We start from the raw sequence: 23,211 nt of genomic DNA on the forward strand, positions 1-23,211 counted from the left end.
ACTTTTACAAAATATCGTATTCTGATAGCTCTTGAGGAACACCATTACCTAAAACAGAAATTGCAGCCTTGCATCTTTTGCAAAGAAGATATATTCTTACTGAATCAGTTTCTGGATTAATTTTTTTCATTATTTCTTTATTTAATTTAATCAATTCTTTTTCTGTAAGATAACACTCAAAAACGCTTTTTTGTACTCTTGTCCCTTTACCCTCCAAAAGCTTAGCTATCTTATAACGCTTCCTATCTTCAACTACATCGTAGGAAATAACATAAAATGAGTAAGCTTTAATGCTCATTGTTTTTGAATAAATGGTTTATATGTTTCATTTTCACTCAAACACCTCACAAATATTCTAGCCTGCTCCCTTATGATCTGAAAAAGATTAATATTATTTCCTAATGTACTAATATATTTATTTTTTTCCAAAAGTTCTTGAAAATAAACTAATGCTTTTTTCACTCCCTCAATGTTTAAATATACTGCCTCAACGCTATTCACTTCCTTAGCATTATCGTCTTCCAGATATTCTTCCTTATACCAAAAATCTTCAGAAGAAAAGATATTTTTATTAATTAGTCTAAGCACCAAACCATCAACTAATGCCCTAAATTCTTCCATTAGATCCAAAGCTAAAGAAGGTTTTGAATAATCAGTAGTGTGAAAAAATCCCAAATATGGATCAAGACTACATTCATACAAAACCGATTCAACCCTTTGATAGAGCAAAACATAAAGAAAGCTCATTAGAGCATTAATAGGATCAAGAGGCGGTCTTCTATTTCTACCAAAAAATTTAAATTCTTTATGTATAAACAAATTTGCCAAAGCTTCAAAATAAATTGATGCAATTTTGCCCTCAATTCCTCTAATTTGATCAATGTCATCTGTAAATTCAAGTTTTGCAATTAAAGACTTTATCTTAATAATACAATCTTTAACCTTGCTATTTCGCCTTTCCCAATTGTATCTTTGGAGAAGATATTTGCAGTTATTCGCTTTTCCAAATACAATTTTTTTTGAAAATTCTACCTTAAATTTCTCATTCATATACAATTTAAACTGTTTAATTCTAAGCTCTACATTTCTTGGCATCCCTCCTACCAATCTTCCCCTATACAAGCCCTTAGATGATAAAAAAACTGCATCAATATTATTTTTTAAAATATAATTAATTGCATGTGGCGTAAAGGATGCGTTTGCCATAATAACTATACTCTCAATCTGGCTTGCTGGATAACTTCTTATAAGTTCTGAACCTCTAAAAATATCAAATCTATCAAGATCCTTGTGTATTCTTGTCCCGTGCTCTACTATATAAAGTATCATTTTTCATTTGAATCTAAGAGTCTTAGCATATTTTCATCATCAAAAAATATTTTATAACTGCCAATTTGTCTTTCTTTTACATCTATTTTTCTTAGTTCATTTGTTACTAAAGACAGAGTAGATTGATATATAACATCTATTTCTTCTTTTTTCTTAGACAGATCAATTAGTCTTAAAATGAGGGTATCCAACTTTGAAAAATTATCTTTTTTGTGTAAATGTATCAAAGGGTTAGGATATGTAAAAATTTTTTTCAAACTAAAGCATTCAACACAATAATTAGATGTAATATTAGGAATAAGATTTTTTATTTTATTACAACTCATAGGATTCGAGCGAAGCGGCTTTTTAAGATAAAGTCTGGTATCAGATACTCCTGCTTTAGTTAACAGTTCATTAACAATAAAATTGCCAAACTCTAAATTTCCAAGCGTAAATGTAATAACCTGAATTTCTAGAGAATTGAGCCCAATCCCACTTAATGCCTTATCACAGAGAATGCCAAGTACTGGGCAAGAACTTTTTAAAATTAAGTATTCCAAATTTTCATCTAATTTAAACTCTTCTGGTTCTGTATACTTTCCTTGTAAGGGAGTTAGAGCCTTTATATCTTCGTCTGTAACAATCTTATCAATTTCATTCTTCATTTCTATCTCAAAATTTTTATTTACTGATGCGTCTAAATTACTTATTTCAATACTGTCAACAAAGTTTTTAAGTTTTTCCCTCTCATTTAACTTAATATCCATCAGAAACATTAGTTGATTTTCAGGCTCTGTACCATCAGGATTTAGAAATATACTTCTTCTTCCTGATTTAATATGTATTCCTAATGGTAATTTCACAAGATTTCCTAAGCCACCACTTTTAACAAAGGTTTGTTTTGGAAAAAGTTCTATATTTATTTCTTTAGATAATTTGCCCAATTTAGAAATTATATAGTTTCCAAATTTTTTTGCTTTGTGAGCCTGAATTCCTTGTCTTAAGAAAACCCAAACGTGCCGACCTTTATATCCTGAATCCTCTATGTAAGAGAATATATCTAATGAAGTACAAATATTGTATATTTCTTGAGCAGTAGATAATAGTAAAGAATCTATTTTTCTTCTTTCTGTAGGCTTTTGAAAATAATCCAAAAGCTTCGACTTCTCAACGTCTATATCAAATACTATAAAACAAACGCTATTGTCAATTCTAAGTTGATAAACTCCCACAGTAAGATTTCCCAATATGTGGTTTTTAGCTACGCCTATAGTAAAGGGTTCACTTATCGGAGAATACCCTTGCTCTCCTCTCGCATTTTTCCATTGACGAGCATATATTCCTTCCCTGCCTCTAAAAAGTTGTAAAAATTTTAAAATGTGTCTGTCTTCTGGCTCAAGAATATCTTTTTCTTCAACATCTGAAGATCCTATATAACTATTCTCTCTATCCTTTATAAGAGAATTAAATATTGACTCTCCCGTATTCTCAAAGGCTTTTTTATAAAGAGCAATTGCAGCTTGAGTCTTCTCTTGCATTTCAAGAAACGAGCCATATCTAACATATAATTCTGCTTCACCTGGCATTCTTTCTATAGAATTTAAAAAAAGCTTCTCTGCTTTGTCCAATCTTGAATCTTCAATATACATTTCTGCCATAGCAAGAATTGCTTTTAGATTTCTCTTATCATCCCTAATTGAGAGCTCCAATTCCTTTTCTGCTAAGGATAAGAGGTCAAAGCAAAGCAAGATCTTATAAATCTCAAAATGAAATTCAGAATCTTTTATTTCTATAAAGGGAGCGCATGAGACGATAGCCTCATACGCCTCCTTTTCTTTGCCACTTGAAAACAACTCAATGATCTGTGTAGGCTTCATTTTTTTCGGTTAATATCGCATAGCCCAATGGCAGCATTTTATTTTTTAAACTAACCAAAAACCTTGTCTTACCTGGCTTTACCTCTTTACTGCAACCTTTAATTGTGTAACTTAAGTTTCCACAGCCAAATCCCAGTCGAATAAGATAACCCTTTTCTTTATCAATAAGTGCAAAAAAACTATTATCAAAACTTGGATAAGCGCGCTTATAAACGTCTTTTTCTACCTTTAAAAGACTTCTATAGAACCTGTCTGTTTTTTCAAGTAAAGTCTTCAGATCTAAATTAATTAATTCCTTTTTTAGTTTCGGCAAATTAAGAGGTTTATTGTTCCAACAATCTCTTAAATTTGTTTTAATCGAAATAGTCAGATTGTTATTCTTATCTTTATTCGGAACAATGACCTCCTTTACTATAGGTATGCCTTTGCCCTTTGAACCAACTCTAAACATTTCCACTATTCTAGTTTCATTTGATATAGATACATCTGATACACTTACAAACTTAAAAGGATCGTTTATAATATTTTTTAAATTTCTTTCATCATCTTTTTCTAACATAAGGTTTCTGCCTTGAAGAAGGTTATTGTAAACTTCACTATTATATTGCTCTGATAAAAAGTTGAGAAATGCAGTTCTAATAGCTCCTTTGGTAGAGGAACCTGGAATTATGATGTCATCCCCTGATCTAAGTGTAAGGCCAATTTGCATCTGCGCATCTGGATTAAAATACCTCGTTGCAAAACTGCCCTCCAAACTGTCCTCAATTTCTATATAATACACATAATCATCATTATTTCTATCAAAGATGTCATTGATATTTCTTGCAATAGTTTTAATATTTAGTTTTGAAATGTTTTCTTTTATTATTTTTTCTTTCAATCCTCTTTTTTCAAGGATGTTAAAAAAGGTATCAGATGAAATCTTATAGAGTTTTTTGTCCTTATAGACATAATCCATTGGATCCATATCTTCTCCAGTACCTATGTGGATAGGAGAAAGGATCTTTAAATTATAAGTCTTGGTCTCAAAAATTTGCCTCTTAGCCATCTTGCCACCTCACAAAAAAGGGAAAAAGTAAGGAACACTCGTGAACAAAGTCTATACTACTATGAACGCTATCTTTTATCCTGCCATACGCAGCTTTTGGTTCGCTATTTTCTTTCAGTATAAAAAGCGATCCTGGTTTAAAGTTTACTACTGGCCTCTTGAATGGATTTTTACTAATATTGTTACCAACTTTTCCAAATTTTACCTCCACATCATAAAAGCATCTTTTAAACTCTGACAGGCTTTCAAAGCCGTGAGAAAGTGCTATGAAAGAGTTAGGTTTTTTTGATTCTGGCAAAGTAGCATCTGAGATATCAAACTCAAATCTTCCCCTCCCAACAGAAGCATCTGCCCCATAACCATTTTCCCCTATAAATTTAAAAATTTCCTCAATATATGACTTATCAAATAAAGTCTTTACGTAGACTATAGGCTTTACTTCCTCTCTTGCTACCATACACTCCTTTGAAAAAAGCATTCCCTCTTCGACTATCCCAGTTAGTCTATTTATGCTACAATGCCACTCGTCAAAATTCAGAAAACAGCTACTTATCTTATCCTCATCGTTACTAAAATAGATCTTAAGACCTTCTAAAAACGCTTCAAAACTTTCTTTTAATTTTTCATAAATTGAGACAGGGATGTATTTTGCTTTCTTAAGCTCTTTTAAATCAATATCAACTTTAGTTTCGCTAAAATATCTGATAATGCCAGGATATTTTGGCGCAGGAAGATATCCTTCAGGAAAGACGTCAGAGACTACGATTGGGAAATTGCCTTTTTTATACTTATCCAAAAAGTCTTTCAGTTCTAATTCTTCTTTCAACCGAAAAATAGCCCAACAAATGTGTCCCCAGATAATGTCCGATCTTAGCGGCGTGTGAAAAAACGACGTTGGCCTAATGCTTATCTTAAAAAGATTCACTAATATCACCTCTCTTTGTAAAAAACTTAGTAGTATTTTTATGTCTATATGTTTATTGACCTTAATTGCTCTAACATATCCTGTCCGGTTTCATCTTTTAATTCACTAAACTTTATTCTTCCATAACCCCTTGAACCGCACCCTCCCAAAGAATCATTTTCTAATAACTTAAGGCCACAAAGCAAAGTCTTCCAATATTCTTTGTCATCTTCTTTAAACATCCTGAAGCTTAGAGAAAAATCAAACTCTGCTCCTGCAGGAATTCTTTCTATTGGCCTTGGATTTTCCGCCTTTGCAGTGCATCTGTTTATAAAGTTTTCGTATTTTATCTCAGTAAACTTTACTATATCTCTATCTTTAAGCCATTTTTTTGTATTATTTGTTAAAAATGCATCTCTAAAAATAGCTCGAGCAATCCTTGGAGAATTTGAATCAGCCTCAATACTATTAGATGCGCTAATTCCAAATATATTACAAATAGGACAATCAGGTTCTCCACAAGAGTGAGTCTTTCCATCACCACTGACTTTACCCAATGCCCATTCAAGTATAGATCTAACCTTTCCTTTAATAGAAGACCCTGGTATGTATGGCTCATCATTGTATGGGTTTCTAATAACCGGATTATCGTTGCCCCCTATTTCAACAGAACCCGTGCTGGTTCCAACCCTTAAGCCTGTTACACAATAAATTTTTCCTGTCAAATTCTTATATGTTAACATTATTTCACACCTCCAAAATTAGTCTTTATCTTTTGAAAATTGATAAAAATATGCATATATTGCCTCAAATTCATTAGAAAATTTTTTCAATGCGCTTATAATTTTTTTAATATCTCCTTCGTTCTGTCTACAAAGTGTTATACCTCTCTCTAATATTCCCAACAAATATTTCCTTGCATTAGAATTTATGTATGTTTTTTTATTAGTTTTTTTTCTATTAGCCAAATAAATCACTCGCGCCTGTAATAATTTTAGCTTAAATATTATTTCGTTAATTATTTCATCAACATTAATTTCTTTGTCCTTTTTTTCTTCTTTATTATTATTAAGTTTATTAATCATTTCATCTCTCAAATTAATCACATCATCATAAAATTTTCTTAGCTGCGACTTACCTAAATCTTCACCATCGCCCGCCAAATTTTCTGCAAATTCTTCTGCTTTTTTCAAAAATTCATCATAGCTCTTATAAGAAAATTCCACAAAATCATTGATACCTCCAGCATTTGATTGCTGAAAATTTTGCCTTGCAGCTGATTGTTGTCCATAGGATCCTGAGCTATTTGTTAAATTTCTTTTTTTTGGAACATTAAACATCCTTATTCTCCTCCTCTCAATTTGTACAAAGTCAAAAATACAGGAATCTTTAAGTTTTTCATGTAAAATTGCCCTACTTTTTTATCATCCAATTCCATTAGAACTTTAATATCAGTTAATTTTTTCTCAACTAAATCTTTATCTTTTCTATCCTTAACGATATTTCTTTTTATATCCCTTTTTAAGAGCGGTATATACCTATAAGAAATAACATTTTTATCAATACACTTTATATAGCCGCCTCTTTCTTCATATCCTTTAGCTCTTAGAAACATGGGCCTGTAGATACTTAGAAGCCTATACAAGAAAGCTTTATTAATTAGAGCTCCCGCCTCCTTTTCACCATTATTTTTGCAAAGCTCACAAAGTCTATCTCTGTATTGAAGCAATTCTTCAAAACCAAACTCATCTGGATTTCTCTTGAAAAGTCTTACAGTGTTTTTAAAAACAGTTATATTCCCTTTAATTTTATTCTTATTATTATTCTTGTTTTTGAATTCACGACAGGTATCTTCTTCGAAAGTCAAGTGGCCAGACTTGCTCATCTCAAGAGATCTGTCAACAATCTCAACAGCTCTACCAATTGAAGACCTGGGTCTAAACATCTCAATAGCGCAAGAAAAGGTAATAGCATCCCTTCCTGTAAATTCTCTAAACTTTTTGCTTAGATGTAGCGCAAAATCAGGCAATATAATCCAAGGTCCTATAAGAAAAAGGTCGTCTCCTCCAGAATACACGGTATAAATAGCTTTAAACTTTTTGTTTTCATCTTTTTCAATAATATCCTGAAGAACCTCAGTAAAAAAGTAGTTTAGAAACCTTGAAACCGTAGCAACCCTTGAGATAGAGAATTTCTCTTTCATAGAATCTTTAAAAAGTTTGCCAAGATTGTCTACGTCTGCCTTTAGAACACCCAGATGATCTTCCCCTGTTCTTTCAGCTTGGTTGTTTGATGCAAGAAATCTACTGTAAGTTGCTATACATTGAAAAGTTAAAGGACCATATTTTACATTCTCTCTAACAATCTCATCATATTCTTGTTTTTCAACGTGGCATCTATCATTACATAAATAACACAGAGTATCCTTTTTAGGCTCTTCAGAGCCAATGTCAATATCAAAGTCTTTCCCGCGAGGTAAATAATTGTTTATCCATCTTCTTGCACCAATAATAGCTTCTTCTCTTCCTACATCAAAGAATCTATCCACAACAAAAGAGTCATATAGCTTCTCTTTTATTTCTTCTTCTTTTTCTAATATCTCCAAACATACACCAGGCATAATCTCATTAACACAATTTTTGTTGTTTATACTATATATTGCCCAGAACTTTTCTTTAGTTATCTTTGTGCCAATATTTTCCATTATCTTGCAAATTTTACATTTATTACTTCCTTCATCTTTAGGAAAGGTACCACACAATTCACAAAGGTCTTCAGCCTTTTTTAATTTTTTATAAAAATCTTCAAGATATTTATCAGATAACACTTCATCTTTAAAAAGGCTAAAAAATTTATTTGACTTTGCTATTTGATTGTTAAAGTTTACTTGTTCAAAAATTGACCTAAAGCCCTTTTTCTTCTTTTCATCTTCCACCACAAAATCCTTAACTCCCAACTCTACTGGTTCAGTGAGATTTAAGCTTAAAAGACCTGCAAATTCAGAAAAGAAAAATTTATCAAGTTCTTTGCTAATCTCTGAAATCCTCTTTTTAACATAAGTAGTATTGGGCAAAAGAATAGAAAATTTTCCACCTGCATCAAGAAAGATATTAGATTGAACCAATTCAAAATCGTTTATAATCTTTAAAGAAACAGCTCTTGACAATGCTGAAATATAAAAAGATCTGCCTCTAAGAGTTTTTGCCAAACCTCTTGGATTTGATCCCTTAATTTTTAAGATAAAATTTTGAATTCCTGAGACGTCGCCTTGTAAGACAACAAATGGCTTAACACTTTCATCTGTTTCTAATTTGTCCAGATCCGAGACCTTGTTAATTTGATTGTCTTTAATAAACAGATAATAAGCACAAGCTATAGCACTAGTAGTGCTTAGATGATCAAACAAAGAAATATCTTGTTTATCTACCTGAGTACTTGAAGGAATTAGTGCTAAATATTTTTCCAAAATAGATAGTACCGAAGAAAAGAACAGATTAAAATTGTCCCCAGCTTCAATCCTTATAATATTATCAGTAATCTTTTTTGCTAACTCTTTATACGCAAACTGTGTTCCTTCCCTATTCAACTGACTTTCTTTCTTTAAAAAGACGCTTTCAGGCTCCAGCTCCCTTATCTCGTAAAACCCGTCTTCTAGATTGACCTCCTGGACATTTTCAAATTTTAAGTTATAAAATATCGATCTCATCCTAGAACGGCTTCTGTCAGATTGATTCGCATCTTCATCATCGTATCTTTCAGAGCTCGAAAAGTTGTCAGCCCTACTGATAATGGTAGCAAGAAACCTTTCTCTTTCACCTGAAAGTTCCTTTGGTTTAAAGAGCTTGCTTGCGCCCTCATGATGGTGGGATGCTATGTGAGAAAATATGCTTTCGTCGACAAACTCTTTGATATTTTCGCACCTTTTCATCAATTCATCCAAAAATTGCTTAGTAAGATCGGTATGATTTTTACCGTAGCCATCCTTAGTTCTATTTAGCACCTTTCCTATGTCATGAAAAAGCGCCGCCAGAGCTATAGTTTGAAATTCTTTTCTTGAATCTATCAAATTATTTCACCTCCTTAAAATACACTGTAAATTATCAAAAAATTGTTTTATTATTTATTTATCTCACCCCTTTCAAAATAATTTGGAGGAATTTCAAAATGCGAAAAGCAAAAGCAATGATAATAACATTAGGCGGCACACCAGAACCAGTAATTAAGTCTATTAAGAGTCATAAGCCAAAATATGTCTCTATAATTGCTAGCCAAGACTCTATAAATCAGATAATTTTTATAACTCAAGAAACAAAGAACTCAACTGCAAAGATCAAAAAGTTTATTGTTGACGATCATCAATCTATCGAAGAAACATTTTGCAAAGCAAATGAGGCATACGATTGGATATCTGAGTTTGCAACTCCAGAAGAAATAGTAGTGGACTTTACTCCAGGTACAAAAGCTATGTCTGTAGGACTTTTTATGGCAATGTCCAATAAAAGGGTAAGGTTTTGTTATATAGGTGGAAAGAAGAGAACAAAAGAAGGCATAGGTGTAGTCGAAAGCGGTTATGAAGAAATAATAGAAATAAAGAACCCGCTTGAAACTTTTCAAAAAGAAAAGATTAATCAATTTGTTGATTTTTTTAACTCTCAATTTTTTGCAGCAGCTGACAGAATTCTTGTTGAAATCATAGAAAAGACTGCCAAAAAAACTCTCTTTAAAGCTATAAGGGAGATAAACAGAGGATATTATCTTTGGGATATCTTTCATTACAAAGAAGCAATTAGATGTTTTAGACCTGCAGTAATGGAAAGAATTTCTGAGGAAAAGAAATTCAAAGACTTTTATAATGCTATTGAAAGTAATAGAAAATTTCTCGAAGTAATATCTGTTAGCACTAATAAATTTAAAGATTACTCTCTTGAACTCTTTAGTGACGTTTACGAAAATGCTCAAAGAAGGGCATTGGCTGGTCACTTTGACGATGCTGTATTGAGACTTTATAGGCTGATTGAGATGATTGCTCAAGAAAGACTCAAAACCAAATTTGGACAGGACAGCTCTTCTGTTGATTTTGACAAACTCAAGATTTCCGAAGATTCTAAGTCTAAATGGAAAGAACTTTACAAAGGGAAAAAAGGGCTTGGACTTAATGCTGTTTACGATCTTTTGTACAATTTGAACGATGAACTTGGCATAACATTTCAACTTTGTAAAGAGTCCTTCAAAAAAGTCCAGGACTCCAGAAATCTCTCTTTTCTTGCTCACGGAATAACCCCCTTAGACGAAAAGATATTTAATGAGATAGATAGCTTTATTAAAGAAGTCTTTATTTCAGAACTTAAAATAGGCTTAATAGACGAAAGAGCGTCGTTTCCAAAGATAGATAAAAACATTTTCACAGACATCTAGTAAGGATTGTGATCAAATATTATAAAGTCTTTTAATACGGGGGATGAATATCTCAAACTCTTTGCCTTTCCGTGAAGAGCATGAGCTACATATAAATACAACCAAACAGGAGCATTACCAGTCAATACAACATCTTTTCCATTACCAGCTATTTCTAAAGCTTTATTTTTATATTCTTCTATCTTGTCAATTTTAGCTACATCATTATAAAGTTGTCCAAGGTCTATCTCAATAAAGTTTTTATTGTCCAAAAAATCTCTTACCTCCTTAATATTGTCTTCAGTAATAGCATTCTCTATCAACTCAATTAGATTTTTAATATTGTTTTCAATACTCTTTTCATCAAGTAAATTCCTGTTATAACCACAATGCGCTATCAGATTTCTTAAATTATTTACTTTATCAACGGCTTCAAAAAATGCATTAGATTTGCCTGAAATAGTTTTGGACATGTAGTTACAACCAGAATAAATCTTCTCTCTTTTTTCTCTATCAGTTAACTCTTCTTTATCTTTAATAAATGCATTTATCAAAGATTCTCTTAAGAGTAAAACTGATTGTATCAAAAGACCATGTTCAAGACACCATTTAGCTTTATTAATTGCCCTTCTAGCCCAAAAAAATGGTTTATTTTGATCTTCTAAAACTAAGCCTTCATATTCGCTTTTAACCCTTTCAAAGATTTTTACAAATGGCTTAGAAAGATAATTAGCCTCTTTTAATAAAATACTTTCTTGCCTCAGATTCTTAATTAAATCAGATATATAAATATCAATTTTTATTTCCTGAGAAAGGTTGAGCGCTGAAGAAATGGATTCAAAGTTTCCCGCAATTGTTTGCAAAAATTTAGGCTTTATAGGATTATTATTCTTATATGCTTTTGCATGAATACTTCTTATAAATTCTTTCGCATCCTTTGTAAATATCCCAGTTCTAACAAAAAATCCTGAAAAGTTTATCCAACTTAATATTCCCAAAACTTCATTTAAGTTAATTATTGGATTCTTCTCTTTTTCCTTGTCATATAAACAGTAATATAAACCGTCTAGTTCAACTCCTTTAATATTTCTCAAAAACTCAATAGTCAAAAATACATAAAAAGGTATCAATCTATACGAGTGCGTTATATCAAACGAAATTAGATCATACCCTTCAGCGCTATCAATTACTCTATCCCATATCTCCCATCTCTCCTGTTCTGTTCGACCCTCTGGAATAGATTTTTCCTCTAATTCTATATTGTTTTTAATTTCCTCTTTAAACTTTTCAAAATGCTTTTCTTTGGCCTCTTTTGTAAGAAATAAAATAATTTTTTCGATATTGTTGAGCTTAGCTACTGCAATAGGAGCATATTTTGTTAAATAAAACTTTTCTTCATCATTTATAAAATATTTAACAGGCTCATAATCTCCAGTACCCAAAAAACTCAGTAAAACACTTTTCCCCATTTTATCCACTCCCTAAAATAGCTTTAAATTAAAATTCAGTAATATACCTTCCGAAACCAAAGCTTGTATTTCTTCCAATAGAAATCTCCTTTACGTTGTCAATTAAACGAATCAACTTGTTAGGTACTTCAACAAAACTTACATCTCCAACCAATCCTATATGGCTAATTAATCTTTTTTGTCTGCCAGAAAATCTTTTGATTATTTCAGGATATATGTTTGATTCCACAGTCTTTACAATCAGTGCTTCTGAAATACATGATCTTATAAATCCTGCATCAAAGGATGGCTCCCCGTAAAAAAACTCAAGTAAAGAAATTCTTCTTAAAATATTCCTTGCTAAAATATGAAATTCAGGATTATAAACAGTTTTACCTTCAAATCTAAGTGAAACTGGGGAAAGAAAACTTATTTTTAACTTGCCAAATGATTTTTCATCTTTAGAAATTATTTTGTCAATTTCCAAAAAAGATGGTTCTTTAAGAAATGAACTGATTGTTTTTTTCCTCTGATCAAACAATTCTTTATCACCATCTCTTACGCTAATAACTTCAAACTTTGCTCTATTCTTTCCAAATCCAATTTCACCTAATTTTATAAACGTATAGATAAAAAATGGCAGATACTCAATACTTTCTCCAAACAAAACTAATCCAAAATCGAAAATATCTCCGGCGCTAAAATAGGTTTCAAAATTTTCGGAAAATATTACAAAGGGGTGGGGGATATATGGATATTTTTTCATTTTCATTGAATCCTTAGGCTTAGGACTATCAAATATCCTTCTATATATGCAACTTTCATTCAAAATACAATCACTACAATCTACAGCCTTTTGAACACACGCAATGCTTTTGAAGACATTCCCAAATCCCCCTCTTAGCGTAATGCCCTTATATTTCGGAAGTATTGTCGCATCAAGGAGCCTAATATTTAAAATAAATTTCTTGTATTTTAGCATTTAAATTTGCCCCCTTAAATGTATAAAAAACCCTTTTATGAGTTAATTCTATTTACTCGATATTCAGTTGTCAAGGTTCGTTTATTATGCTAAATTGATTATAAGTTTTTTTACATATAAATAAGAAGGAAAAAAGTTGTATGAGTTTTAAATCATGCCTAGAGAAGATAAGCAAAAGATTTTAAAATTTTTAAAGATAATTAACTTAGAAAAAGGGATTAATACAAAAGAAAATCTCATTAATATTTTTGGCTCAAGAGGAAGTCTGGAAAACATTCTTAGGAAAATTAGAAAAATTAGACTAGAATCTGAAAAAGCCCCATTTATCTTACAAAAATCAAAAAAGTACTTATATGTTCCTAATTCTGCACTCGATGAATACTTAACTGTTCTTATGTCAGGTCAAGTAAAAAAAATAGAAGCTATAAGATATGCAAAGATAATAGAATTTCTAAAAAAAAAGAAACTAACTATTGAAGATATAACAGAAGGGCTTAACAATGTTACATCTCACACCAAAAATTGTCCTATAGAAATTAGAACTACAAGAAATTATCTTAATTTATTAGTAAAAGATGGATTTATTGAAAAGTTAAAATCTAATAGGTTAGTTTTATATAATCTAAAAAAAGGAATAGATTCTTTAGATGAAAATATATTAATAAAACTTTATCTATTCTTAGATTTTTTCACTAAAACAGGAATTTCAATCACAAGAAGTTTAATAATTAAATACATAATAGAAAAAAGAATTAACAATAAAAAATTGAAAAAATTGAAAGAAACAATTAATTACAAGCATTCAAGAATAGTTAGGCTATTTGATGACTTAATTTTACTCTATTTATTAGAAATTTTACAAAGCAAAAAGATTTATGAATTAGAATTAGCTTTATATTCAAAATCAAAAAGTTCAGGCATAAAGAATATCAAAGTCATGCCATTTTGTTTAATTTTCGATTATCGACTTGCAAGATGGTATCTAATAGCAAGTGGGCCCACAAAAAAAATTTTAATAGATAGCATACTTGATATTAAAAAAGTTAATGTTTCAAAAACTCTGTCGAATGACGAATTTAATAAAAGATTTAATGCAATAAAAAAAACGTGGCTAGTCGAAGAAGATTCTGTTGAAAAAGAAGTTGAGCTAAAATTTTATTTTGAAAACACTTCAAATTCTGAGAATTTTATATTAAAGAGAGTAACGAAAGAGATAGAAAATCCTGATATAAAATTTATTGACAACAATACTTTTATATTAAAAACTTCTGTTAGAGAACTAAAGGAGATCAAACCCTGGATAAGAAGTTTTGGCTCGAGTATAGAAGTTTTAAAGCCTGAAAAGTTACAAAATGAGATAGTTAAGGAATTTCAATTTTTAGAATCAGTTTACAGTTCTATATTAAAGAAAACAAAGCATGATATCCAAAATATATAAGCTTGAAATTTTAAAAAAAATTAAAGAGTTCACAAACGAAGAGTTTTGGATTTTAGGCAAAGAAGAGATGAGATGGTTAAATTTCCTTATAGATACTGATGAATCAAAATTTTTCTTCACAAAAGGCGAAATAGATAAATTAAAAAATTTCTTAAGTGATTCCCAAAAATTTAATTTATCAAAAGTAGTAATAAAAAATAAACCAAAGAGAGATGAAAGGTCCTGGATTTTTTTAGAACCTATTATAAAAGCAATAATTGATTGTAAAAATATTAAATTAGAGTATCGTACATCAAATTTTGAACAATTTAAATCTATATGTTTTCCTTATAAGATTGAGTTCGAATTCTATAAAAATGAATGGTACTTACTTTGGTTAAATCTAAGCAATAACAAAAAGATGATGAGAACACCATTTTCTTCTATTATCTTTCTTGAAACAATTGAAAGAGAGATAGATCTTAGCAAAGAAGCAGTAGAAATCTTTGATGAAAAAAACTTAACTGCACTTTTTAGTGTTGAAAAAAGATATTCTGATGATTTAAAAAGAATCCTTTTGATTCTAATAGACTTTAACCCAGTATTAAAAAAAGAAAATTCCAAAGAATTCTTGTTTGAAATATCCTTTAAGCCATCAGAAGAGGGTTATCTTCTTCAGCTTTTTAGATATCTTGGGCAAAGAGCTATTATACTAAAACCTTCAAATCTAGTCGAAAAAATGCTATTAAGCTATAGAAAAAGCTTAGAAAGATATTCAAAAAAAGATTTAGAAATTTTTTAAAGATTTATGGGAGCAAGTTTGCTATCGCATGAGCCAATTGTTGTCTTAGTACAGGTTCAACATCTTCAAACTTTATATTCGTGCCAGATGCTTCAGAAACAACTCTATCCCTATAAATAGCCCAATCTTTAACAGTAGAATTGCTTGAAGTCTCTGTAGTAGCAGTTCCTTGAGTTGCATTGGTAGTAGTTTCAGTCTGTGTACCGGGTTGTCTTTCTTCTAACTGTACATCTACAACCATCATATACTTATCTGAGTTAATAGAATTCCCAATAGCTGCTCCAGCTAGTGCTCCAATTACGCCACCAGCAATAGTTCCAGTATACTTTCCGCTAGGGTTAAAGGCAGAACCTATAAGAGCTCCACCAAAACCTCCCGCAAGGGCTCCTTCAGCAGTATAGTCTTTCGTTTCCTTACCTATATAAAGAACGTTTGACATAAGCATAAAATTAGCTTCATCAGGATTATCTGTAATCTTGTATCCTTCATTAGTTAATTCTGTTACTAATTCCTTCCTAAAATCCAGACCAGTTGCAGTAGAAGTGTTCCTTGCACTTACATATACTATTTTCTTATCAGGTGGGACAGGCTGTAAGAAAATGCTTGAACTCATCTTGGTGCTAAGAGAAATCTTACCGGATGTAAGACCACTAGAATCCGCATTTGCTACAGCAGTAAAACAAAATACAGTAATCAAAAATAGAAACAACACACTATTAAACTTTCCAATCTTAAATTTCATCTAATTCCTCCAAAAATTTTGGCCTAAAAAATCATCATCTTCTAAAGATAATTATACAGTCTCAATGCTAAGAGTCAATTAAATAATTTTAAACTATAATTAATATAGTTAGTCTAAGTTCTTTTCTTAAAAAATCAGTAGTGATATCTACATTGGGTAATTAAAATTTTATTATCTTTAACTGTGTGCACGAGTCTATGTTCTATATTTATTCTTCTTGGCCAAAAACTAGATAACTGAAATTTAAGAAGTTCTAAGTTACCCATACCTTATAAATAAAACTTTCTTTATGGCTCTTATGAGTTCGTTTATAGGCTCCACAATGCGTTTTTCGTTTTTTTGCCAAAGAAATAGTCTTCTTATTCTTCTACGAACTATAACTTCTGGATTATAATTTGTTACAACCTTGTCCATTATTTTTGTTAATTTTAGAATTGGCTTTAGAATAAAATATTGTTTCCATAAGTTCACCTCTCCTTATAATTAGGTAGGTTATTTTCCAATAAAATTATCTTTAGACCACTTGCCCTGCATTATTATAGTTCCATCTTTCGAATAGTAAGTGCCATAGCCATCTCTGTACCAGTTTACAAAGTTGCCTTCATAATAATTTCCATTCGCCCAAGTATAAATACCTTGGCCATTGGCAGCATTATTTGAAAAATTCCCAACATAGCTGTCACCGTTTGTCCAAGTAAACTTGCCTCTTCCAGATTCTGTATCATCTACAAAATAGCCTTCATACTTGTCACCGTTTGGCCAGGTAAGAGTACCATATCCATTTCTTTTATCATTTTTAAAAGTGCCAACATATTTTGTTCCATCTGACCATGTCAAAGTGCCCTGTCCTGATTTTAAGTCATCTACAAAATAGCCTTCATACTTGTCACCGTTTGGCCAGGTAAGAGTACCATATCCATTTCTGAAATCGTTCGAAAAAGAGCCCACATATTTAGTCTTGTCTGGCCAAGTAAAAGTACCTTGTCCTGACATCTTGCCCTCTAACATTGTTCCTTCGTATCTTTCTACTGGTTTAGAATCCAAATACCACTGCAAAACTCCTTGACCTGTAGCATATCCATTGGCGTCCACGTTTCCGGACCATTTTGGAATCTCTTTGAATTCTGGAGACGAGTCATAGACCTTTCCGTTGTCCGTCTGAACATAGACGCCTTCAGCAAAACCAATCGTTTTAAAGAAAGATAGTATACCAAGAACAAATATTGCTAAAATACAAAGCCTTAAAAATTTCTTCATTTTCTCCTCCGTAAAAATTTATTTATTAACAAACTTACTTAACTAAAGTATAGGGTAAAAATAGGAATAACACAATAATATTTTCAATTTGATTTTTGGAAATTTGCTTTAGTTTATAATAATAATAAAAGAATAATTAAATCATTTTTGAGCCAGGAGAAAAAAGTGGAAAAATCTTGTTTAGAAGAGGGCTTTATAAACGAAGATCATTCAGAACTAACGCCTAGTTTAGAAAATTATCTTCGAACTATATATGATATAAATCAGTCAAAGGGTATTGCCAGAGTAAGAGACCTTGCAAAGCAACTTAAAGTAAAAACGCCTTCTGCAGTAGCAGCAATTGAATCTTTAAAAAACAAAGGCCTTGTAACTCAAGAAAGATATGGTCATATAGAGCTTACAAATAAGGGAAGAGTTCTTGCTCAAAACCTCTCAAGAAGAAAAAATACAATAGTTAACTTCTTGGTACGAATCCTAAGAATAGAAGAAAGTCTAGCAGAGCAGGACGCCTGTCTTTTAGAACATGACTTCAGCCAAAGTACATTTAGAAAAATGGAAAGAATGATTGCATTCATAGAAATGCTTGAAGAAAAACATCCAGAAATTTTTGAAGAGTTTAAGAAGTTTATATTCGATAGCGATGAAAAGTTTGAATTAAATGAAACTAAAAGTTTAATTGAACTTCAAGACGATGAAGAAGCAATCATAGTTCACATTAATCTCGATCAAATTAGCAAAGAAAAATTAGCTATACTCGATCTAAAAAAGGGTTCAAAGATAAAAAGAATTCAATCCTACAAAGATATAATCAACTTTCAAATCGATGATAATTTTATAGCACTATCTCTAAACGAGTGCAAACACATCTATTGTAAGGCAATATAAATAAGCCGCAAGTTTTTCAAAATCCTTACGGCTTATTATTAAATATTAAATTCTAATGGATAAATATTGAGGGCAAAGTCCCCAATACTATTACTAATATCGAAAGGCTTAAAACCAATCCCTTTGTAAAATCGCTCGAAATAACCTCTGTTTCTGCATCTGGCTCCTTCATATACATATTCATTACGATCCTTAGATAGTAAAATGCGCTTGTAATAGTCATTAAAACAGCAATAATTACCAGCGATGTAAGACCAGCGTTCACAGCTGCCAAAAAGAGCTGAAATTTTGCAATGAATCCTACAGTTGGTGGAATTCCTGCAAGAGAGAACATAAATATCATCATTATTCCAGCAAGATACGGATATCTTTTTGCCAGTCCATTATAAGTAGACATGTCATCACCGTTTTTCAACATAAATACTACGCCAAATGCCCCAAGATTCATAATTGCATAGGCTATCAAATACGTTAATATTGCACTCAGACCTTCTTGGGTCCCAACAATTATCCCAAGAAGCATATAACCTACATGAGACACAGACGAGAATGCAAGCATTCTCTTTACGTTCTTCTGTGATAGGGCTAAAAGATTACCGCCAACCATTGTAAATATGGACAAAACAATAAGCACTGTTTTTGGTTCAATCCATATTGGTATCAAACTTCCAATAAAAAATCTACCAAAAGCCAATAATAAAGCGGTTTTCGGAGCTGTAGCAAGAAATGCTGTTATTGGAGTAGGCGCTCCTTGATAGGTATCCGGTGTCCATGCATGAAATGGTATGACAGAAGACTTAAAGCTAAAAGTCACAATCACTGCTACAACACCTGCTATAAACATAGGATCTGTTAATACCTTGGTAGAGGATAAAGACTTTGTTATATCGTAGAAATTTGTAGTGCCTGTAGCGCCATAAATGAGCGCTATGCCATATAGCAAAATAGCAGTTGCAACTGTTCCCATTAGATAATATTTAAGCCCTGCCTCGCTTGAAAGTTTGTCTTTTCTATAAAAAGAACATAGTATATAAAGTGACAAAGACAAAGTTTCAAGTCCCAAATACAGTATTATCAGGTCTCTTGAACCTATCATAAAGAGCATCCCAACAACAGAAGTTAATATAAGCGTTAAAAATTCTCCGTAACTGGTATTTGGTATTGCAATGTCATCTATTGAAATCAATATTACGTAAACAGCTATTAAAATAATGATCCAACTACCTAAAATGTCAAATGAATCTACCGAAAAAGATAAATTAAATATTGCACCATGCAAAGAATACTTCCAAACTCCAGCAATTAAGAGTCCCAATATTGCAAGAATTGAAAAAGTCCTTCTGTTCTTTATAAAAAGGGCTGAGAGAAAAATAGATATTGAGCACGCAATCAAAAACAGTTCAGGAGCAATAACTTTAAACATCGTCATCTTAACCACCCCACTAAGGGTAAAGTGTGAGCTATTGTAGTAGAACTAAATTTTGTAGCTATCAAATTGGACACAGAAGATTGCATATACGAGGTAAACACCCCTGGCTGAAAACCGATATATAATACCAGTAAAAGTAGTGGTATTAACGTTAATATCTCTCTTGGACCAAGGTCGTATATTAGATCCTTAATCTTTTCGTTCAAATTGCCATATGCAACCCTATAGTAAAGCCATATCATATAAGTAGTTCCGAGAATTATTCCAATAACCGCAAAAGCTCCGAGCGGTATAAACCTTAAGAATGCACCACAAAGAATCAAAAATTCTCCCATAAATGAGTTAGTTCCAGGGAGCCCGATTGCAGCAAGAGTAAAAAATGTATAAAACAAAATAAATATAGGCAAAGCAGGCTTCAACCCTCCATAGTCAGCAATCTGTCTTGTATGCGTTCTTTCGTAAATCATACCAACTAGACAAAACAAAGCCCCTGTTACAATTCCGTGATTTATCATCTGCAAAATTCCACCAAGCATTCCTATTTGAGTAAGTGTAAATAAGCCAAGAGTTACAAATCCCATATGAGAAACAGATGAATATGCAATAAGCCTTTTAAGATCTGTCTGTTTTAATGTCACAAATGCACCGTACACAATAGCTACCACTGACAGAACTTGAAGTAGGCTCAAAAACATCAGAGTAGCTTCAGGGAAAAATGGCATAGAAAATCTCAAAAATCCATACGCTCCAAGTTTAAGCAAGACTCCAGCAAGTATTACGCTACCTGCTGTTGGAGCTTCAGTATGAGCATCCGGAAGCCATGTGTGAAGAGGAAACATAGGAACCTTCACAGCAAAAGCAAGAGTAAATGCAATAAACAAGAATATTTGCATGTTTACTGGCAGATTAAGCTTTGTTAACTCAAGGATATCAAAAGTATGTCCGCCTGCAAAATATAATACCAAGATAGATACAAGCATCAACACAGAGCCTGCAAAAGTAAACAATACAAATTTAATTGACGCATAAACCCTGTTTGGCCCGCCCCAAACTCCAATTAGTAAAAACATAGGGATAAGCATAGCTTCCCAAAAGGCGTAGAAAAGCAAAAGGTCTAAAGATACAAAAACTCCAATCATTGAAGTCTCCATGAGAAGAATCATTATAAAGAACTCTTTTACCTTTTTGTCTATTGCCTTCCAGGAAACGCTTACGCTTATCACAGTAATAAGAGTTGACAACAAAACGAACAAAACTGATATACCATCTACACCTACTGCATATTTTGCGTTTATAAAGGGTATCCATGGATGAACTTCTACAAACTGCATAGAGTGAGAATTCTTATCAAACAAAAACCAGAGAGGAAGTGAAACAAAAAAGTCTATCAAAGCAAATATTAAAGCAGTAGACTTTATAAGAGTTGAATTTTTCATAAATAGCATAAGAATAGCACCAATTACAGGTATCAAAAGAACAAGAGACAATATAGGAAAGTTCACCTAAATCCCCCCTCTCAACAATATAATTACACAGGCAAGAATAAGTATTCCGATAACAAACAGGATCATGTAATCCTGCAAGTTTCCTGTCTGAAGCTTCCTTAAAGTTTTGCTTACTGAATAAGTTACCTTTGCGCTACCGTTTACTGTCCCATCAACGACGTAGGTATCTATTCCTTTAAAGAATTTTGCAAAAGCCATCATAGGATTTAAAAATAGCCATTCGTAAGCTGTATTTACTATCCTATCTTCAAACTCAACCAATACCTTTCTGTCAAGGTACATAAACAACTGTAGACCTCTTCTATAAAACCAGTCAAAGTCAAGATTTATAGCCCTCATTTCAGGTGGATAGATGCCTGATAGCATAAGCAATGTAAAAGCAAGAGCTGAAAATCCTAACAATTCAACCATCTCCATAACGTGATTTGGAGCATATGGAATATAGTGAACTGGATAAGGAAGTATAGAATAAAGTGCCCACGGGTAAACTCCTATTGCTATACAAAGAAACGCAGCTATCCCCATAGCAAGTAGCATGTGAAATGGCGCTTCTTTAGGCCTGAGTCCCGAATCATGTGAGAAAAAGGCAAAAAATGGAATTTTTATACCAGAATGGTGGAAAACACCAGCAGAGGCAAACAACAGCAAAAACCACGCAATTGTAAGGCCTTGATGAGCAGATGCTGCAACTATCATAGATTTACTTACAAAACCGCTTGTCAGAGGTACACCAGATATGGATGCAGCTCCAACTATACAAAAGGTCAAAGTCCACGGCATTGTTCTAAACAGGCCTCCAAGTTCTGTAGCCTTTATCTTTCCTGTCTGTTTTAAAACTGCGCCCATAGACATGAATAGCAGTGCCTTATAAAGAATGTGTGCAAAAGCATGTGCAACAGTACCGTTTAGCGAAAGTTCAGTTCCTATTCCTATTCCAGTCACCATAAAACCAACCTGGTTGATCAGAGAATAAGAAAGAACTTTTCTCATATCGTTTTCGATAACAGCAAAGAATATCGGAAAAGCCGTCATTATTACTCCCGCAACAATTAGTATTTCTGTGCCTGGAAAGGCTCTTGCAAGAGTATAAACTGCAGATTTTGTTGTAAATGCGCTCAAAACTACTGTTCCAGCGTAGCTTGCCTGAGGGTAAGCGTCTGGAAGCCATGTATGTAAAAGTGGGAATACTGCATTTATACCAAATCCTATTAAAATGAGCAAAGATGCTAAATTTGTTAAACCTAGATAATTAAATGCTATCGAGCCTGTTTGGTGGAAATGAAGAAGTATCCCTCCCAATAAAAACACGCCGCCAGTAACGTGCATCAAAAGATATCTAAATGAAGCTTTTAAGGAATCTTCCCTGCCGCCTATTGCCACCAGATAAGACGTTGACAAAGCCTTTATCTCCCAAAAGAAAAACAGCGAAAAGTAATCTCCCGCAAATACTACTCCAAGTGCAGCAGCCTCTGTTAAAAGCGCTGCTACGTGGTGGCGATAATCATCAAGTCCATAAGCATAAATTGAATTCAATAAGCTTATAATACAAAATATCAATCCAAAAACATATGAGAGTTGATCTATTCTCACAGGAGCTAGATCAAGCCCAATAAAGTGAACGTTATAGACAAAGCCTTTAGGCAATATAAAGGCATTAACTAAAGCTACAGCCGGAACAATAATTATCCACCACTTTAGTACCTTGCCTCTAAGGAAAAGTGCAAAAAACGAGCCTATCAAAAATATTAAAAATGGTGGCATAAAGCTAATTGTCATAATAGTCCTCCTTGCGTTTTACAATTGGCCTTAGGATATACTTTGCTGCAAGAACCAAAACTACGCATGCGACGAATCCATAGACAGAAAAAAAGGAGGGAAATTTCTCAAAGCCATATTCTGCTTCTTTAGGAATTATTAGATCAAGAACAGTAACTATTGCTAAGAAAGAAAACAAAACAATAAGTGTAATTTTCAAGCTATTTGGCTTTTCAAAAAATTTATATGGATTCAACTCTTTGCCTCCCTTCCTTATAATTAGTGGTGTGAAACAATTCTATAATTTCCATTTAACAAAATGTAACTAAGGTACAATACTCCTATAATAAATGCTATCGCAAAAACAAGTGGAAAGCCTGGTTTAGGATCGTGCTTTAACTCCATCAAAGGCTCCTCGTGATCCTCTTTCATAAAACCCTCCTTGAATTAAAACT

At 32.4% G+C, this 23,211-nt stretch carries 21 protein-coding genes and 1 pseudogene; 4 read left to right on the top strand and 18 right to left on the bottom strand.

The genetic code is table 11. The annotated features are described in order from the left end of the window. Positions 1-4: 4 nt before the first annotated feature. Genes cas2 through cas10 form a run of 8 tightly spaced genes read right to left on the bottom strand, consistent with a single transcriptional unit; the run spans position 5 to position 9,206 of the window. Positions 5-298 carry a CRISPR-associated endonuclease Cas2 gene (cas2, locus tag THENA_RS08820; protein WP_013757053.1) on the bottom strand — a complete coding sequence of 98 codons (294 nt, stop codon included), beginning with the start codon at positions 296-298 and terminating at the stop codon, positions 5-7. After that, positions 295-1,329: a CRISPR-associated endonuclease Cas1 gene (gene cas1 / locus THENA_RS08825; protein ID WP_013757054.1), complete on the bottom strand. Its 1,035-nt coding sequence runs from the start codon at positions 1,327-1,329 to the stop codon at positions 295-297. The genes cas2 and cas1 overlap by 4 nt, the downstream gene beginning before the upstream one ends. After that, complete coding sequence (locus THENA_RS08830) at positions 1,326-3,188, bottom strand: CRISPR-associated primase-polymerase type A1 (RefSeq protein WP_013757055.1); 1,863 nt, start codon at positions 3,186-3,188, stop codon at positions 1,326-1,328. The genes cas1 and THENA_RS08830 overlap by 4 nt, the downstream gene beginning before the upstream one ends. Continuing rightward, on the bottom strand, positions 3,166-4,236 hold the full coding sequence (csm5, locus tag THENA_RS08835; protein ID WP_013757056.1) for a type III-A CRISPR-associated RAMP protein Csm5: 1,071 nt from the start codon (positions 4,234-4,236) through the stop codon (positions 3,166-3,168). The genes THENA_RS08830 and csm5 overlap by 23 nt, the downstream gene beginning before the upstream one ends. Beyond that, positions 4,229-5,161 carry a type III-A CRISPR-associated RAMP protein Csm4 gene (csm4, locus tag THENA_RS08840; RefSeq protein WP_013757057.1) on the bottom strand — a complete coding sequence of 311 codons (933 nt, stop codon included), beginning with the start codon at positions 5,159-5,161 and terminating at the stop codon, positions 4,229-4,231. Before csm4 ends, csm5 begins: the two co-directional genes overlap by 8 nt. 44 nt (positions 5,162-5,205) lie before the next feature. Next, complete coding sequence (gene csm3 / locus THENA_RS08845; RefSeq protein ID WP_013757058.1) at positions 5,206-5,883, bottom strand: type III-A CRISPR-associated RAMP protein Csm3; 678 nt, start codon at positions 5,881-5,883, stop codon at positions 5,206-5,208. An 18-nt stretch (positions 5,884-5,901) separates the two neighbouring features. Then, entirely contained in the window at positions 5,902-6,480 is a 579-nt protein-coding gene (csm2, locus tag THENA_RS08850) for a type III-A CRISPR-associated protein Csm2 (RefSeq protein WP_013757059.1), read from the bottom strand. 2 nt (positions 6,481-6,482) lie between these two features. Next, complete coding sequence (gene cas10 / locus THENA_RS08855) at positions 6,483-9,206, bottom strand: type III-A CRISPR-associated protein Cas10/Csm1 (protein ID WP_013757060.1); 2,724 nt, start codon at positions 9,204-9,206, stop codon at positions 6,483-6,485. Positions 9,207-9,304: 98 nt separating this feature from the next. Between cas10 and THENA_RS08860 the strand changes: the two genes are divergently transcribed. After that, positions 9,305-10,555, top strand: a complete 1,251-nt coding sequence (locus THENA_RS08860; RefSeq protein WP_013757061.1) for a TIGR02710 family CRISPR-associated CARF protein — start codon at positions 9,305-9,307, stop codon at positions 10,553-10,555. On the opposite strand, the gene csx2 is transcribed toward THENA_RS08860, so the two are convergent. Both csx2 and cas6 read right to left on the bottom strand, forming a co-directional pair. Then, positions 10,552-12,003 (bottom strand): TIGR02221 family CRISPR-associated protein, encoded by a 1,452-nt coding sequence (csx2, locus tag THENA_RS08865; protein ID WP_013757062.1) that lies wholly within the window; start codon positions 12,001-12,003, stop codon positions 10,552-10,554. The genes THENA_RS08860 and csx2 overlap by 4 nt on opposite strands. Before the next feature lie 28 nt (positions 12,004-12,031). Next, a complete protein-coding gene (gene cas6 / locus THENA_RS08870) occupies positions 12,032-12,964 on the bottom strand; it encodes a CRISPR system precrRNA processing endoribonuclease RAMP protein Cas6 (RefSeq protein WP_013757063.1) in 933 nt (310 codons plus the stop codon). 154 nt (positions 12,965-13,118) lie between these two features. On the opposite strand from cas6, the gene THENA_RS08875 reads away from it, so the two are divergent. Together THENA_RS08875 and THENA_RS08880 are read left to right on the top strand one after the other, a co-directional pair. Then, positions 13,119-14,402 (top strand): WYL domain-containing protein, encoded by a 1,284-nt coding sequence (locus THENA_RS08875; protein WP_013757064.1) that lies wholly within the window; start codon positions 13,119-13,121, stop codon positions 14,400-14,402. Then, positions 14,383-15,183 carry a WYL domain-containing protein gene (locus THENA_RS08880; protein WP_013757065.1) on the top strand — a complete coding sequence of 267 codons (801 nt, stop codon included), beginning with the start codon at positions 14,383-14,385 and terminating at the stop codon, positions 15,181-15,183. Before THENA_RS08875 ends, THENA_RS08880 begins: the two co-directional genes overlap by 20 nt. A 4-nt stretch (positions 15,184-15,187) precedes the next feature. Here the strand turns inward: THENA_RS08880 and THENA_RS08885 are convergent, their stop codons facing one another. From THENA_RS08885 to THENA_RS09735, 3 genes and pseudogenes are all read right to left on the bottom strand, one after another. Next, complete coding sequence (locus THENA_RS08885; RefSeq protein WP_013757066.1) at positions 15,188-15,925, bottom strand: complement resistance protein TraT; 738 nt, start codon at positions 15,923-15,925, stop codon at positions 15,188-15,190. Positions 15,926-16,059: 134 nt separating this feature from the next. Further along, positions 16,060-16,303, bottom strand: a pseudogene (locus tag THENA_RS10275) (Txe/YoeB family addiction module toxin). A gap of 114 nt (positions 16,304-16,417) precedes the next feature. Further along, positions 16,418-17,182, bottom strand: a complete 765-nt coding sequence (locus tag THENA_RS09735; RefSeq protein ID WP_013757067.1) for an MORN repeat-containing protein — start codon at positions 17,180-17,182, stop codon at positions 16,418-16,420. A 165-nt stretch (positions 17,183-17,347) separates the two neighbouring features. Between THENA_RS09735 and THENA_RS09740 the strand changes: the two genes are divergently transcribed. Then, positions 17,348-18,067: a metal-dependent transcriptional regulator gene (locus THENA_RS09740; protein WP_013757068.1), complete on the top strand. Its 720-nt coding sequence runs from the start codon at positions 17,348-17,350 to the stop codon at positions 18,065-18,067. Between the two features lie 52 nt (positions 18,068-18,119). Here the strand turns inward: THENA_RS09740 and THENA_RS08905 are convergent, their stop codons facing one another. Genes THENA_RS08905 through THENA_RS09965 form a run of 5 tightly spaced genes read right to left on the bottom strand, consistent with a single transcriptional unit; the run spans position 18,120 to position 23,188 of the window. Continuing rightward, positions 18,120-19,496 (bottom strand): NADH-quinone oxidoreductase subunit N, encoded by a 1,377-nt coding sequence (locus THENA_RS08905; RefSeq protein WP_013757069.1) that lies wholly within the window; start codon positions 19,494-19,496, stop codon positions 18,120-18,122. Beyond that, the gene (locus tag THENA_RS08910) at positions 19,493-20,998 is read right to left on the bottom strand and encodes a complex I subunit 4 family protein (RefSeq protein ID WP_013757070.1); all 1,506 of its coding nucleotides are present in this window, start codon (positions 20,996-20,998) and stop codon (positions 19,493-19,495) included. Before THENA_RS08910 ends, THENA_RS08905 begins: the two co-directional genes overlap by 4 nt. Next, a complete protein-coding gene (locus THENA_RS08915; protein WP_013757071.1) occupies positions 20,999-22,777 on the bottom strand; it encodes a Na(+)/H(+) antiporter subunit D in 1,779 nt (592 codons plus the stop codon). Beyond that, the gene (locus THENA_RS08920) at positions 22,767-23,012 is read right to left on the bottom strand and encodes a hypothetical protein (RefSeq protein WP_013757072.1); all 246 of its coding nucleotides are present in this window, start codon (positions 23,010-23,012) and stop codon (positions 22,767-22,769) included. Before THENA_RS08920 ends, THENA_RS08915 begins: the two co-directional genes overlap by 11 nt. A gap of 23 nt (positions 23,013-23,035) precedes the next feature. Then, the gene (locus THENA_RS09965; RefSeq protein ID WP_013757073.1) at positions 23,036-23,188 is read right to left on the bottom strand and encodes a hypothetical protein; all 153 of its coding nucleotides are present in this window, start codon (positions 23,186-23,188) and stop codon (positions 23,036-23,038) included. Positions 23,189-23,211: the final 23 nt, after the last annotated feature.

Origin of the sequence: Thermodesulfobium narugense DSM 14796, assembly GCF_000212395.1 — a bacterium.
Classification (GTDB): Bacteria; Thermodesulfobiota; Thermodesulfobiia; order Thermodesulfobiales; family Thermodesulfobiaceae; genus Thermodesulfobium; species Thermodesulfobium narugense.

Excerpts from the sequence above, each read along its gene's own strand:
- cas2 (WP_013757053.1), bottom strand. The coding sequence starts at position 298 with ATGAGCATTAAAGCTTACTCATTTTATGTTATTTCCTACGATGTAGTT.
- cas1 (WP_013757054.1), bottom strand. The coding sequence starts at position 1,329 with ATGATACTTTATATAGTAGAGCACGGGACAAGAATACACAAGGATCTT.
- THENA_RS08830 (WP_013757055.1), bottom strand. The coding sequence starts at position 3,188 with ATGAAGCCTACACAGATCATTGAGTTGTTTTCAAGTGGCAAAGAAAAG.
- csm5 (WP_013757056.1), bottom strand. The coding sequence starts at position 4,236 with ATGGCTAAGAGGCAAATTTTTGAGACCAAGACTTATAATTTAAAGATC.
- csm3 (WP_013757058.1), bottom strand. The coding sequence starts at position 5,883 with ATGTTAACATATAAGAATTTGACAGGAAAAATTTATTGTGTAACAGGC.
- csm2 (WP_013757059.1), bottom strand. The coding sequence starts at position 6,480 with ATGTTTAATGTTCCAAAAAAAAGAAATTTAACAAATAGCTCAGGATCC.
- THENA_RS08860 (WP_013757061.1), top strand. The coding sequence starts at position 9,305 with ATGCGAAAAGCAAAAGCAATGATAATAACATTAGGCGGCACACCAGAA.
- csx2 (WP_013757062.1), bottom strand. The coding sequence starts at position 12,003 with ATGGGGAAAAGTGTTTTACTGAGTTTTTTGGGTACTGGAGATTATGAG.
- cas6 (WP_013757063.1), bottom strand. The coding sequence starts at position 12,964 with ATGCTAAAATACAAGAAATTTATTTTAAATATTAGGCTCCTTGATGCG.
- THENA_RS08875 (WP_013757064.1), top strand. The coding sequence starts at position 13,119 with ATGCCTAGAGAAGATAAGCAAAAGATTTTAAAATTTTTAAAGATAATT.
- THENA_RS08880 (WP_013757065.1), top strand. The coding sequence starts at position 14,383 with ATGATATCCAAAATATATAAGCTTGAAATTTTAAAAAAAATTAAAGAG.
- THENA_RS08885 (WP_013757066.1), bottom strand. The coding sequence starts at position 15,925 with ATGAAATTTAAGATTGGAAAGTTTAATAGTGTGTTGTTTCTATTTTTG.
- THENA_RS09735 (WP_013757067.1), bottom strand. The coding sequence starts at position 17,182 with ATGAAGAAATTTTTAAGGCTTTGTATTTTAGCAATATTTGTTCTTGGT.
- THENA_RS08905 (WP_013757069.1), bottom strand. The coding sequence starts at position 19,496 with ATGACGATGTTTAAAGTTATTGCTCCTGAACTGTTTTTGATTGCGTGC.
- THENA_RS08915 (WP_013757071.1), bottom strand. The coding sequence starts at position 22,777 with ATGACAATTAGCTTTATGCCACCATTTTTAATATTTTTGATAGGCTCG.
- THENA_RS09965 (WP_013757073.1), bottom strand. The coding sequence starts at position 23,188 with ATGAAAGAGGATCACGAGGAGCCTTTGATGGAGTTAAAGCACGATCCT.